Origin of the sequence: Methylobacterium sp. E-045 (genome assembly GCF_022829685.1) — a bacterium.
Taxonomy (GTDB): Bacteria; Pseudomonadota; Alphaproteobacteria; order Rhizobiales; family Beijerinckiaceae; genus Methylobacterium.
In genome coordinates this window covers 94,817-107,317 of record NZ_JAKSYE010000064.1, presented here as the reverse complement: position 1 = coordinate 107,317, position 12,501 = coordinate 94,817, and the positions used below count along the sequence as shown (strand labels likewise).

At 66.9% G+C, this 12,501-nt stretch carries 12 protein-coding genes; 1 reads left to right on the top strand and 11 read right to left on the bottom strand.

What is annotated here, in order from left to right; genetic code table 11:
• Nucleotides 1-100 precede the first annotated feature (100 nt).
• Nucleotides 101-355: a hypothetical protein gene (locus tag MKK51_RS09125; RefSeq protein ID WP_243976523.1), complete on the top strand. Its 255-nt coding sequence runs from the start codon at nucleotides 101-103 to the stop codon at nucleotides 353-355.
• Nucleotides 356-365: 10 nt separating this feature from the next.
• Here the strand turns inward: MKK51_RS09125 and MKK51_RS09120 are convergent, their stop codons facing one another.
• The 11 genes from MKK51_RS09120 to MKK51_RS09070 form a co-directional block, all read right to left on the bottom strand.
• Nucleotides 366-1,634: an ATP-binding protein gene (locus MKK51_RS09120; protein WP_243976521.1), complete on the bottom strand. Its 1,269-nt coding sequence runs from the start codon at nucleotides 1,632-1,634 to the stop codon at nucleotides 366-368.
• A 30-nt stretch (nucleotides 1,635-1,664) separates the two neighbouring features.
• Nucleotides 1,665-2,723 (bottom strand): lysylphosphatidylglycerol synthase domain-containing protein, encoded by a 1,059-nt coding sequence (locus tag MKK51_RS09115; protein WP_243976520.1) that lies wholly within the window; start codon nucleotides 2,721-2,723, stop codon nucleotides 1,665-1,667.
• A 125-nt stretch (nucleotides 2,724-2,848) separates the two neighbouring features.
• A complete protein-coding gene (locus MKK51_RS09110; protein ID WP_243976519.1) occupies nucleotides 2,849-3,505 on the bottom strand; it encodes a uracil-DNA glycosylase in 657 nt (218 codons plus the stop codon).
• Entirely contained in the window at nucleotides 3,489-4,262 is a 774-nt protein-coding gene (locus tag MKK51_RS09105; RefSeq protein ID WP_243976518.1) for a PIG-L deacetylase family protein, read from the bottom strand. The genes MKK51_RS09110 and MKK51_RS09105 overlap by 17 nt, the downstream gene beginning before the upstream one ends.
• A gap of 2 nt (nucleotides 4,263-4,264) precedes the next feature.
• Complete coding sequence (locus MKK51_RS09100; RefSeq protein WP_243976517.1) at nucleotides 4,265-5,488, bottom strand: glycosyltransferase family 4 protein; 1,224 nt, start codon at nucleotides 5,486-5,488, stop codon at nucleotides 4,265-4,267.
• On the bottom strand, nucleotides 5,485-6,330 hold the full coding sequence (locus tag MKK51_RS09095; RefSeq protein WP_243976516.1) for a sugar phosphate isomerase/epimerase family protein: 846 nt from the start codon (nucleotides 6,328-6,330) through the stop codon (nucleotides 5,485-5,487). The genes MKK51_RS09100 and MKK51_RS09095 overlap by 4 nt, the downstream gene beginning before the upstream one ends.
• Nucleotides 6,327-7,913 carry a YcaO-like family protein gene (locus tag MKK51_RS09090; protein ID WP_243976515.1) on the bottom strand — a complete coding sequence of 529 codons (1,587 nt, stop codon included), beginning with the start codon at nucleotides 7,911-7,913 and terminating at the stop codon, nucleotides 6,327-6,329. The genes MKK51_RS09095 and MKK51_RS09090 overlap by 4 nt, the downstream gene beginning before the upstream one ends.
• A 132-nt stretch (nucleotides 7,914-8,045) precedes the next feature.
• Nucleotides 8,046-9,125, bottom strand: a complete 1,080-nt coding sequence (locus tag MKK51_RS09085; RefSeq protein ID WP_243976514.1) for a Gfo/Idh/MocA family protein — start codon at nucleotides 9,123-9,125, stop codon at nucleotides 8,046-8,048.
• Nucleotides 9,125-10,309 carry a class I SAM-dependent methyltransferase gene (locus MKK51_RS09080; protein WP_243976512.1) on the bottom strand — a complete coding sequence of 395 codons (1,185 nt, stop codon included), beginning with the start codon at nucleotides 10,307-10,309 and terminating at the stop codon, nucleotides 9,125-9,127. Before MKK51_RS09080 ends, MKK51_RS09085 begins: the two co-directional genes overlap by 1 nt.
• 31 nt (nucleotides 10,310-10,340) lie before the next feature.
• Nucleotides 10,341-11,237, bottom strand: a complete 897-nt coding sequence (locus MKK51_RS09075; RefSeq protein ID WP_243976511.1) for an HD domain-containing protein — start codon at nucleotides 11,235-11,237, stop codon at nucleotides 10,341-10,343.
• 23 nt (nucleotides 11,238-11,260) lie between these two features.
• Nucleotides 11,261-12,454 (bottom strand): inositol-3-phosphate synthase, encoded by a 1,194-nt coding sequence (locus MKK51_RS09070; RefSeq protein WP_243976509.1) that lies wholly within the window; start codon nucleotides 12,452-12,454, stop codon nucleotides 11,261-11,263.
• Between the last annotated feature and the right edge of the window lie 47 nt (nucleotides 12,455-12,501).

The window sequence follows — 12,501 nt, the reverse complement described above, 5'->3', positions numbered from 1 at the left end:
ATGTGGGGCTTCCCATCGTGGGAAGGTCAAGGCTGCGACGCATGGCTCATGGCGTTGCGTACGCATGGCGTCCGGGGCGTTTCCGCGTCATAGGAAGGCGATGATACAGCCTCTCGACACCTGCATGCGAACCTTGAGCGCGCTGATCTCCTCCGACATCCCGGCGGGTGAGGCCGAGGCCAGTGCCTGCATCGAGACCTATCTCGCGACGTTTCCCGGTCCGGCGAAGCAGGTGGCGGCCCTGAGCATGCTCGACCATGCGGTCGACCAGCGCTTGAGCCCCTCCCCGTTCCTGCCCGTGCTGAAGACGATCATCGAAGCCCAGTACAAGCGCCTCGGCACCAGCCGGAACTGACCGACTCGGATCAGCCGATGGTGGACGCTACCGCGGCCGATGACTGCTCTGGCAGCAGCGCGCGGACAGTGGTGCCCCGATCCGGCTCGCTCTCGATGACGAGCTTGCCGCGGTGGCGGTTGACGATGTGCTTGACGATGGCGAGGCCGAGGCCGGTCCCGCCCTTCTGGCGGCTCGAAGCCACATCGACCCGGTAGAACCTCTCCGTCAGTCGGGGGATGTGCTCGGGTGCTATACCCGGTCCATCGTCCCGCACGCTGAGCGCGATCTGCGGCTTTCCCGACGCTGGACGAAAGGTCCGTTCGAGGCCAACGACGACGTTACCGCCCCCATACTTCACCGCATTCTCCACGAGGTTCTCGACCACGCGAGCGAGTTCATCGCGTTCGCCAAGCACGTGATAAGCGGGATCCGGCGCGTCGAGGGTCACGCTCACGCCGCGCTCTCGGGCAAGCGGCCCCTGCATGTCCACCATCTGTCGCGCGATCTGGCCGAGATCGACGACCTGCGTCGGCGGCACGTGCTCGCGCAATTCGATGCGCGAGAGCGACAGCAGGTCGTCGATGAGGCGCGTCATGCGCTGGGCCTGAGTCTTCATGATGCCGAGGAACTTTTCCCGGGCCGGTGCATCCGCCTTGGCCGGCCCCTGCAGGGTCTCGATGAAGCCAAGGAGGGAGGCGAGCGGCGTGCGAAGCTCATGGCTGGCATTGGCGACGAAATCGACCCGCATCGCCTCCAGGCGACGCGCGGCCGTGAGATCGCGCAGGAACAGGACGACGTTGGGCTGTCCGCCCCCCGGGCCGTCCGGCATGGGCAATGCGCCGATTTGGACCTCGAACGCCCGTTCGGTCGGCACGCGCGTAGTATAGAGGGTCTTCAGCGGGGCACCGGTGCGGAGCACCTCCTCGATTCCGTCGAGCACGTCCGGCGCCCGCAGGGCAAAGGAGAGCGGGTGCTTGAGCTTGAGGGCCGGCAGGAGCATGCGCGCGGCCGGATTGACTTCGATCACCACGCTACGCCGATCCACGAGGATCACTGGATCGGGGATGTTGGCCAGAAGGGCCTCGGCGATGGAATGGCGCGTACGGGCAGCGACCTCGGTCGGGGCCACCCTCCTTGGCCGGCTCAGGCTGCCGACGAGGCCACCCGCAATGACCGCCACCACACCCGCCGCGACGACGGCGGGATCGAGGTCGCCTCTCATGCTCGAGGCAACGACCGTGATCGTGGCGGCGATGCCTGCGCCGATCCAGGCCGATCTTCGCGCGCCAGGGGCCATCGTTCACCGTTCCACGACCGGAAACATTGCTCAGGAGTTGCTGGACGCGGAAGGCGATGTTCCGCGCAGGCGCCGGACGATCTCGTAGAGTCCGAGCATCACCAGGGCGACCACGAACGGGACGAGGTAATAGCAGACTCGGAACAGCAGCAGAGAGCCGAGAACCTGGTCCCGCGGAAGGCTCGACAGGGCGAGCAGGATCGTCGCCTCGAACACTCCGAGCCCACCGGGTGCGTTGGAGGCGATGCCAAGCATGGCCGCCAGCACGTAGACACCGACGAAGGTGGTGAACCCGATGGTCGAACCGGCCGGAAGTAGGACATAGAGCGTCGCCGCCGCAGCGCAGACATCGCCGATGCCCACCACCATCTGGCTCATGGACACCGTGGCGCCGGGCAGTTCCAGGGACCAGCCCTTGACCTTGACGTGGCGGCGCTTGAGCGAGACCCAGCCCAGATAGCCGAACACCATGAGCAAGGCCGCAAAGCCCACGCCCTGGTTGAGACGTATGCTGGTGAAGGTGAGTGCCGCCAGTTGCCCCGCCTCAACCACGAGGCTGAGCCCGAGGACGACGCCCATGCCGAGCCAGAAGGTAAAGCCCGCAATGACAGTGAGCGCCGCGATCTTGGCCGCGCTCAAGCCCTTCTTCGAGTAGATCCAGTAGCGGATCGTCCCCGCCGTCAGGAGTGGGAAGCCCAGGGTGAAGCTGACCGCATAGCTGGTGAACGAGGCCAGAGCCGTCGTACTGTAGGGAACCTTGATCTTGAGTTGTCTCAGGGCAAGGGCGTCGTAGCAGGTGAGGAAGAGATAGCTCACCCCGACGAACAGAAAGGCGAAGCCGAGCTGTTCGCCGGTGGCCGCCGTCAACGCCGTATGGAGTTCGGCCCAGGTGACCTGCTGCGACAGCTTCCACAGCACGCCGAGTGACACCGCGAAGATGACGATGCTGGCAGCGGTGCCGAGCCAGGCGTAGCGGTTTCTGTAGGATCGCTTTGGAGAGGGCGAAGCGCATTCCTCGGCCTCGGCCGTCGTCACGACGGCGGCCGGCTTCACGTCGGCCTGCCGATGATGGTCTCCCGCAAAGTTCATGTCGTCGGCGTCCGCCTCCGCCGGCCTTCCCGCCCAACCTAGACGGCGGCGTGGATTGGGACCGAGCTTTTGCCGGACCGCGGCCCGTGCTCCGGCATTTAGGGTCTTTGTGTCCGGATGGCCAGTCACCTCGGCCCTTCCGCTGGTGACGGACGATCTGGCAGCAGCATCGCGGCGGCCTGGCCGAGACCCTCGACGATCCGTTGCGCCACCAGGGGCGAGGTGCAGACGAAGGTTGGGCTCGGATGCGGAATGGCGAGAATCGGTATCCCCGGCCGGAGCCGTGAGAGCGGTTCGCGCGACAGGCCGGCCACGCGCCCGGCCAGCACCACGACGGCGAGGGACGGAAGCAGATCGATGAGCGGCGCCAGATATGTAGCGGCGGACGCGATCTCGGCTTTCCCCGGCGCTCGATTGGGGGCGCCGGGCGCGTGGATGATCCAGGGAACGGCGTTCCAGATGAGACTGTCGCGCCGTGCAATACCCGCCTCCGCCATGAAGCGGAACAGGTTGGCGGCGGTACCGGTGGGGTTGTCGCGCGAGACGAAGCCGGTGCGGCCGATGCTCGAGCTCGGCGTCTCTAGCAGCAGGAGAATCCGCGCCCCGATCCCGCCATCCCGTGGATCCGCGTCCGGCACCTCCGCCGCCTGCTCCGCCGAGATCCGTCGCGCCAGCGCGCGCAACGGAGCGACATGCGCCGCATCTCGGCATGCGCGACGGAGGGCGACTTGCTCCGGATCGGCGAGGCTTTTGGGACGGACCGCGTCAGGCTCGGGCGCCATGGACCTCGAACAGCGCGGCGGCACCGGCGGACAACGTACCGGTAAGGCGGAACCGCTCGGTCCGCGCCTCGACCGTGAGACGCTCCATCAACCCTTCCACTCCACCGAACTGGAACCCGAGTTGCGTCGCATAGGCCGAGCAGGAAGCGCCCTTCCGCGCCTCGGCCGTGGCGGAATAGCGACACGCGCGCTCCGGCAACGCATGGAAATCGCTCTTGAACGGCTCCTTCGGCGCGGCGTCGCGAACGGTGTAGGGAAAGTCGCGCCACCACAGGATCGGGACGCTCCATCGCGCCTGGCATATGGCACGGACCAGCTGGACATGATCGACATGGCCGCCGACTGCCTGCGGGGCGAGGACGAAATCGGGAGAGACGTCGGCGACGAGGCGAGAGACCGCATCGCCGAGGTTATCGACGATCTCGTCGTCGCCGCGAGGATCCGCGAACAGCTCCCGTGCCGAGCCGTAGCCGCGATGCGGTGCTTCCCGGAACGGCAGGTGCAGGGGCGGCGCGATACCAAGCGCTTCGGCCGCCCGCCGGTCCTCCTCCCGCCGGAGGGCCATGTAGTCGATCTCCGGCCCCAAGCCCTTGTCGGTCTGGCAGGCGAGGGCAAAGCCCTTGGGGTCGGGGACGGTGCCGGTGAAGATCGTCGCCATCACCACCTGCCACCCGGCTTCGGCCAAGGTCGCCAAGGTTCCGCCGCAAGAGAAGGCGGCATCGTCGAGATGGGGTGAGAGCGCGAGGGCGACGGGCATGGTCAGAGCAGATGCGGCTCGGCGCGGAACCGGCAGTTCGGGTCATGCGGCAGGGTGTCGGCGAAGTCGGTCCGGGGCCGCTCGCCCGCTACCTCGGCATAGACGTCCATGATCTGGCGGCCAACCGCTGTCCAAGAGTAGACGCGGCGGCATTCGTCGAGCCCGTCTCGGGCAAGACGCCGCCGCAGGGGCTCATCCTCGATGACACGCTGAAGCGCATCCGCCAAGGCGGTGACATCGCCGGGCTTGACCAGCAATCCGTTCTCGCCATCGCGCAGGCAGTCGGACACGCCCACGGCGTGGGTCGAGACCACGGCGAGCCCCGCCGCCATGGCTTCCAGGATGGTGTTGGAAAAGCCTTCGGCATAGGTCGGCGAGACGAAGACGTCTGCCTGTCGGTAGAGGTCGGGCACGGTGTGGTAGTCCGCGTAGCCGGTGAAGCGGATCTCGGCCTCGGAAAAGTTCAGCTCGGCGGCACGGGCTTTCGAGGATTCTACGTCAGGCCCGATGCCGGAGACGATCGTTTCGAACGGGACCCCGCGAGAGCGCAGCAGGCCGAGCGCATCGATGAAGTCGAGCACGCCTTTCCGGCGGTCGACGCGGCCGTGATAGAACAGCCTCACCGGCCCATCATGTTCGGCAGATCCGGGGGTGAAGCGAGCCGTGTCCACGGCGCCGGGTACGATGGTGAAGCGGTCCGGGTCCGACCCCAGCCGATCGCAGACCTCCTCCACGAAGGAGCGGCCGCCGATGAGAAGGGCGTTGGCCTGGGCCAGCACTTCGCACATGGCGACGCGATGGGTCTCGCAGCAAGAGCCGACCCAATGGCCGTCGCCGCCCTGGATCGAGACGACGTTGGGAATGCCGATCCGCTTTGAGGCGATCAGCGTCGCCCAGCCGGTTGGATAGCCGTATTGGGCGTGGAGAAGATCGAAGGGCCGGCGCGCGTGTTCAGCCACGATGGTCTCCACCATCGTCTCGATGTCGCGCTCGAAATCGCCGTTCGCCTGCTCGCCGACCTGTTCGAGACCGATGACACGCACGCCGGGCACGGAGGGGGGTGGCCCGCCGCCATAGACGCGGGTACCGAATTCATCGCCCCGGTACTGGCTGATCATCGTCACGTCGTGGCCGGCCTCGACGAGTTCGCGCAACAGGTTCTGCGCGTACACGCTCATGCCGGAAATCGCCGGGAAGTAGCGGCGGCTGACGAAGCAGATCCTCACGCGTTCACCTCTGCCTTGTGATTGCGGCAGGTCCGCAGATAGTCGAGCGACTTCGGCACCATCACGTCGGCCCGATGACTCTCGCGTGAGAGTTCGACGCAGACGAGACGCTGGAAGCCGATGGCGTCGAGGGCATCGAGAACGCCCGCGACATCCATGTCGCCCTCGCCGAAGGGAAGATGGATATGCTCGCCCCGCGCCATGTCCTCGATCGCCACGGTGCCGATCGCATCCGCGAATTCCACCACGGCCGCCGCCGGATCGCGCTCGCCGGTGACAAGGCAATGGCCGGTGTCGAGGGCGAGTCTCAGGCCTTCGATGTTCAAGGCGGCGAAATCGTCGAGAGTCTCGACCAGCATGCCGGGTTCGGGCTCGAGGCAGGCGACGATGCCCTGCTCACGGGCGTAGGCCGCGATTTCGGCGACGCCATCCGCGAACCAGAGTTTCGCCTCGTCACGATCGATGCCGGGTTTGGGCACGCCGGCCCAGAACGACACGGCCTCCGCATGCAGGATGACGGCGATGTCCACCGCACGCTTCAAGAAGCCGATGCGCCGGGCGCGCCCGGACGCGTCTCCGCTCACCAGGGTCGGTTCGTGCTTGGCCTTTGGATCGAGGAGGAAGCGGGCACCGGTCTCGATGACGCTGCCGAGGCCGAGCCGCTGCAGCCGGCTCGACACGCGCTGGGCCTCCTGGATCCAGTTTTCCGCGAACGGATCGAGATGGTGGATGTCGAGGGTCAGGGCCACGCCCTGGTAGCCGGCATCGGCGATGAGATCGATGGCGTCGTCCAAGCGGTGGTTGGCCGTGCCGTTGGTGTTGTAGGCGTAGCGCAGGCTCATGCGGCGCGTCCCTGCTGCTCGAGACGAAACGGCGCGTGGTGGGATTCCGGCTCGCGGTAGAGCGGGTAATGCCGCCCGACGATCTCGTCGGCCAGGGCAACGTCGAAGAGCGGCTGGCCGCCGAGGCGCTCGATCGCTTCCGGTGTGAGACGCACGGGAAGCTTCGTCTCGCTGGCCTTGCCGAACGAGATCAGCGGATGGTCGCGCGCGATCAGTTTGGCGGCATTGCGTTCGCCGATGCGGTGATAGCTCATCGTCTCGACTTCCAGCCCCGGCACGATCGCCTTGACCACGCCGACGCTGCCGCCGGGCGGGGAGCAATCGACGTAGAGCACGTCGAAACCGGCCTCTTCGAGCCGCTCGCGGGCGATCCGTCCACGGGCATGGCCATCGGGAGCCTCGGTCGTCGGCAGGTCCGTGAACGCCTTGGTGCTGCGCTCGGAATAGACCGTGTCCTTCAGGACGTCGCGCAGCCCCTCCGGTGGCAGGACGATCCATTCGAGCATCGCCTTGAGGGCACGGCTCTCCTCCAAGTCGAGGCTCGGCAATGCCTTCTGGATGAAGGCTTTGACGTAGCCCGGCGGCGTCACCCGTTCGGCGAAGGAAAGGGGGCCGTGGCCGAAGGCCTTGCGCACGCGAGCCGCCTGGAATTCGAGGAGCGCCTTGCGCAAGGCCCGCTCGCGGTCCGGATCACAGGCCTCGCCGCAGGCGGAGAGGGCCACGGGGACCGGCGCGTCGGCGGGATTCCGGTCGTGACCGACGACATAGATATTGGCGAGGCCGAACTGGTCGGTGGCGAATTTCGGCAGTGCCCGGATGCCGAGATCATCGAGACGGGCGAGCATCGCCCTGTTCTCCGGGCCGATCCCGTCGAGATCGAGCATCACGCCCTGGTCGAGGGCGCGGAACAGCAGACCGTTGCCGTCGCGCTGGAGCAGTTCGAGCAGGCCGTGACCGAGGGCGAAATCCACGTCCGGCCCGGCACCGAGGCCATTGGTGATGAGGTTGGTGAAGGGCTTGTAACCCTCCGACAGTTCGAAATAGTCCGTGGCCGCGATGTCGAGGGGCATCAGAACGGTCTCACCGGTGCGCGCCCGGACGCTCGGTGTCCATTCGAGCACCGAATCGCGGCCAACCGGGGAGCCGGCGGGCAGGCACAGGGTGAGCGGATCGGCCACCGAGCCAGCGCCGAAGACCTTGGCGAGGTCGTGGTAGGAACCGCGCTCCTTCTTGCGCGGCATCACCGCCAGCGACGGCATCAGGTTCTCGGCGATTTCGGCCACTGCGCCGATCAACGCCTCGTCGTCGGTGGCGCCGTAACCGATGCCGCTCGGCATGGCGCCGACAAAGAACGGATCGTCGAGGAACAGCGAGACGAACCAGACTGGGATACCGGTCCGGTCGAGGGGAGCCAGGGGAAAGCCGACGATGCGCCCCTTCGGCAGGATGTCGAGATAGGCGCGCACCGGCTCGGGCAACGACGCGGGCAGTCCTTCGATGGCCCGTGGACCGCCGTAGGTGTAGGGCCGGGGGGACTTGATGCGCGGGTCGCGCGCCCGGGCGTCCTGGTCGTGTTCGCTCATGTCGGTCACTTCCCGGTTGCTCTGATCATCCCTCTTCATCGTGAGGTGCCGCTTCAGCGGCCTCGAAGGAGGCCTCCAACATGCATGTATGAACTGGAGGTCTTCTTCGAGGCCGCCGCTTGCGGCGGCGCCTCAGGATGAGGGAAGGGGTAGGATGTTGTTACGCGGTCGAAACCCCGATCTCGACTCCGGCTTCGGATCGCCACCGCCGGATAGACCTTCGTAAGCCCGCGCCAGAAGCCGCATCGTGTGAAGGTCGCGTTCGGCACTGTACGCATCGCGCTCAGCCGGCCGGCGCAGGGCGGAGCCGAAGGCGCGGACTTGTTCAAGAAAGGGCGAGGCCTCCGCGTCGAATGAGATCGCTTGCGCCTGCCCGCTGACACCGTCGGTGAAGGCGAGCGTACCGCCTGCCACCTGCCCCATGGTGTCGATGGCGGTGAGCGCCCCGCTGGTGCCGATCACCTCGAGGCGGCGGCGCGGCAGGACGTCCGGGCAATTGTAGGCCACGTGCAGATTGGCGAGGATCCCGGAGGGGGTGCGGCCGATGAGAAGGGCGCCATCGTCAACGGCGTAATCCTGCGCCCTCGCCTGGGTCAGGGCGGCGATGTCCTCGATGGATTCGTCCAGGAGAAAATCCACGAGATCGATGCCGTGGGGCGCCAGATCCATCAGGGCGCCGCCGCCCGCCTTCACCGGATCGATGCGCCAATTGTCCTGGCCGGCAAACGAGGTCCAGGCCCGGTCGAGCCAGCAGGCATAGACAACACGAATGGTGGTCACGGCCCCGATGCGACCCTGGCGGATCGCGTCGCGCATGGCTCGATGGGCCGGATGATGGCGCTGGTCGAAGGCGGTGCCGTAGAAGATGCCGCCTTTCCGGACCGCCGCGACCATCGCCTCGGCATCGGCGAGCGAAGCCGCCATCGGTTTTTCGCAGAGCACGGCCTTGCCCGATGCGGCCAGGGCCTCCACCGCCTCTCGATGGAGGTGGTTCGGGGTCGCCACGTAGACCGCCTCGACCTCCGGCTCCGAGAGCAGACCCGCGATGTCCGCATGAGCGCGCGCGCCCTCGGCCTCGGCCGCCGCGCGCGAGGCTTGACCGGGATCGGACACGGCGACCAGCCGATGCCCGGCGCCGCGGATGCCCGGTGCCATGTAATCCCGCGCGACCCAGCCGTAGCCGACGATGCCCCAACCGATGCAATCGCCCATCACCAGCGCTCCGGCAGATCGACGAATTCGCGGCGGCGGACACGGTCCTCGTGGGGCGATTGCTCGCCGCCGACCCAGTCGAGGATCTCGGGTCCGTCCGAATGCGACGGATAGGTCACCCGAGGCGCGTATTCCGCCTCGTAGCGTTCGGAGGGCCAAGCGATAGTGTAGCCGCCCGCCGGATCGGGCTCGTAGAGAGGGTTGAGGCGAAGGGAGGTTCCCTCGCTCGGCAAGGTCAAACCGTCGAGGATGGCACGGGGAGCGGGCCGCATCCCGGCGCCAGCCACCACGGAGAACGCCTCGACATGACGCAGATCGGCCGGGCGTCGCGGCGACGGCGCGCGTTTCTCGACGAGGGCGCGGGTGAGTTCGTCGTCGTCGTAGACGAGAGCGTCCGGAAACAGCTCTTCGATCTCGTCCGCCGACACCGCGCGACCGGCCGAGAAGCCTGGTCGTTCGGAATTATGGATGTGGCTGAGAACGAGCCAGCCGTCGTCGCCGGCATTCTGGCGGAGGCATTCGAGAACGGCCGGCTTGTCGTCGAGGAAGTAGAATGCGTCGTTGCAGACGACGAGATCTACTGGCGCGCCGGGGATCGGCCAATGCGGCGAGCCCGCGTCGAAACAGACGAACTGCGCCGTCTCGCCGACGACCCAATGGCGCGCCACCCAGAGCTTGGCGAAGACCACGTCGGCCCCCGCCACCTTGACGCCGCGGGCCTGGATCTCGCGCAGGTAATGGCCGATGCCGCAGGCGAATTCGAAGACGCAGAGAGGGTCGTTCCAATGCGCTTCGAGCAGCGTCAGGCCGGCGAGGAAGGTCGGATCGGTCCAGCGGTGCAGGAAATAGTCGCCGACCCGGCCCCAACCGAGACAACGCACGGCGTCCCGCAGGCTCGCCTTGTTCCGGTCGCGGACCAGGGCATGGAGATCCAGGGGATCGGCCGGCGGGCCGGTCCACCAATCGTCCTGATCGGCGAGCAGCCCCTCCAGGGCGAGATCGTGCTGATCGCCGTCCAAAAGGGCGAGGGTCGCCGCCACGAGCTCGTCGCGCCCGGTCCGGAGATAGGGAATGCCGTCAACGACCGGCCAGCGCGCATTGGTCACCACATCGCGCAGGGAATGCGGCGTGTCGGCTTTGAGCGCGTGTCCCGTCTGAGGGGAGAGGAGGTCGAATGGAATCATGACACGCGGTCCATCCTGCCGCAGCGGACCATCACGGGATTCGCATATCCCTGAGGACCCTGTCGTGAAAGCCCTTCACCGGGCCGGCATGGACCAGCTCCATGTCGTCGAGCACGGTCTCCATGGTCAGCGAAGCGGCCTTAAGGTGCTGGGAAATCTGAAGAACACGGTCGATGCAATCGGCAGCGTGGAAGGCACGGCCCTCGGCCGTGGCATCGTCGGGGAGGATCGCACGTGCTCGCTCCACGGTCTCGCGCAGGGGTGCATCGAGCTCGTCGAGGGCCCATTGCGTGGTCCGCGCCATGATCGGCGCGAGATGGTCGCCGAGGAGCATCTCACCGGTGAAACCGGCATCGGGCATCGCCGCGTTGTGGAAGTGGTGGCTCATGGCCGCGAGAAAGACGAGGGCGGGGTCGGCCCGGTAGAACGGGCTCAGAACGACACCGTAGACCGCCACCATCAGGCAATGTTCCGAATGGTTTTCCGGCGGTTCCAGCAGGATGCGGGGCCTGCCGGGACAGGTCACACCGGCGCGCGGCTGATGGTTCAGTGCCGCCACGAAGCCCGGCAAAGGACCGCCATGCACACCCCCGTTCGTGCGCAACGCGACGGCCAATCGCCGCTTCAGTTCAGGGTCGACCATGGCGGTGACGGCGTCGAGCCCGGACGTGAGAACGTCACCGATTTCCGTCTCGCCGAGCCCGGCGGCGGCGAGGAAGGCGGCGTCGAGATCGCAGAGCCGAGAGGCCGCCAGCGCCTTGGCGGTGATGTCGAGGGCGACGGCCTCGGGATCGGAGCCGCCCGTCAGGCCCGACCAGCCCTGCGCGAACAGCCGCTCGGCGATGGAGCCGATGCGCCCGGCCGAATGCACGCGCTTCAGGTCGTTGAGCTCGACGAACAGCTCACGCAACGCGAAGGGGGCAGCCATGCCGCCCCCCGTATCGGATGACGTCATTGACGCACGCCGAGCCAATCGAGGAGCATGTGCTGCTGCTTGCCGAAATCGTGCTCCGGACCGTGGCCGTTGGCGACCATGGGGGCCTTGAAGAACGAGGACAGCTGCTCCTGCGGGCCGCTCTCGCCGCGCTTCTTGGCGAGGTCGAGGACGCGGGCGATCTCGATCACCAGGGGGGCGGCCAGGATGGAATCCTTGCAGAGGAAGTTAACCTTGATCTGCATCCGCTGACCGAGGAAGCCGGTGACGTCGATATTGTCCCAGGCTTCCTTGTCGTCACCGCGCGGGCGGTAATAGTGGATGTGGACCAGATGGTCCTCCACGGGATAGCCGAGGATCGAGTCGAGCACCGTGCCCTTGGTGTTCAGCTTCGACTGGAGCGAGTCCTTGTCGTTGAGGGCGAGACCGTCGCGGTTCCCGAGGATGTTGGTGGAGAACCAGCCATCGACGTGCAGCGCACGGGCCTTGAGGGCCGGCGCGAGGACCGTCTTCATCATGGTCTGGCCGGTCTTGCCGTCCTTGCCGGCCAGCGGCACGCCCATCTCGCGGGCCAATTCCATGAGTGCCGGTACGTCGGCCGCCACGCTCGGGGTGAAGTTGGCGTAGGGCACGCCGCTCTGGATCGCCGCATAGGCGTAGAGCATCGCCGGGCTGATGGATTCGTCGCTCGAATCGAGACCCTTCTCGAAGGCGGCGCGCGAGTTGAGGGCCGGCGCGTTCAGGTCGGGCCAGCGCTCGGTGGAGGCGAGATTGATGACGACGACCTCGTCGAGATTGCTCTCGAGGCGGAAGCGGCGAAGGTCGTTGGCGATGACGGATACCGCCTCGCGGTGATCGGCGGCGACGATGCGGTTGGCACCCTCGATGTTCTTGCAGAACTTGGCGCTGCCGACAGCCGGCCAGGGCTTGATGCCCTTGAGCACCTGGGCGCCGTTCTCGATATCCTGCTTGGTCAACACACCGTGACCGGTGGCGGCAGAGGCGAGATCGTCGTCGTTCAGATCCCAGCCGCCGAAGACGAGATCCTTGTAATCGGCCATCCCTGCGACCGAGAGACCCGCGAGGGGCAACCCGTCGAGGCGGTTCGATCCAGATTTGATCATCTCGATGCCGGCGATGGCTGTGGTGGCGACGGCGCCACCCATACCGACGAAGGCAACGCCGACGCGGCGACCGGTCTGCATGCTCATTGGAAAAAGGCTTCCTTCAATGGGTCCATCGGGGCGAGTCTCGTCGA

Coding starts and splice junctions, on each gene's coding strand:
- MKK51_RS09095 (WP_243976516.1), bottom strand. CDS start 6,330: ATGAGCCTGCGCTACGCCTACAACACCAACGGCACGGCCAACCACCGC.
- MKK51_RS09110 (WP_243976519.1), bottom strand. CDS start 3,505: ATGGCGCCCGAGCCTGACGCGGTCCGTCCCAAAAGCCTCGCCGATCCG.
- MKK51_RS09105 (WP_243976518.1), bottom strand. CDS start 4,262: ATGCCCGTCGCCCTCGCGCTCTCACCCCATCTCGACGATGCCGCCTTC.
- MKK51_RS09125 (WP_243976523.1), top strand. CDS start 101: ATGATACAGCCTCTCGACACCTGCATGCGAACCTTGAGCGCGCTGATC.
- MKK51_RS09075 (WP_243976511.1), bottom strand. CDS start 11,237: ATGGCTGCCCCCTTCGCGTTGCGTGAGCTGTTCGTCGAGCTCAACGAC.
- MKK51_RS09085 (WP_243976514.1), bottom strand. CDS start 9,125: ATGGGCGATTGCATCGGTTGGGGCATCGTCGGCTACGGCTGGGTCGCG.
- MKK51_RS09090 (WP_243976515.1), bottom strand. CDS start 7,913: ATGAGCGAACACGACCAGGACGCCCGGGCGCGCGACCCGCGCATCAAG.
- MKK51_RS09080 (WP_243976512.1), bottom strand. CDS start 10,309: ATGATTCCATTCGACCTCCTCTCCCCTCAGACGGGACACGCGCTCAAA.
- MKK51_RS09070 (WP_243976509.1), bottom strand. CDS start 12,454: ATGAGCATGCAGACCGGTCGCCGCGTCGGCGTTGCCTTCGTCGGTATG.
- MKK51_RS09115 (WP_243976520.1), bottom strand. CDS start 2,723: ATGAACTTTGCGGGAGACCATCATCGGCAGGCCGACGTGAAGCCGGCC.
- MKK51_RS09120 (WP_243976521.1), bottom strand. CDS start 1,634: ATGGCCCCTGGCGCGCGAAGATCGGCCTGGATCGGCGCAGGCATCGCC.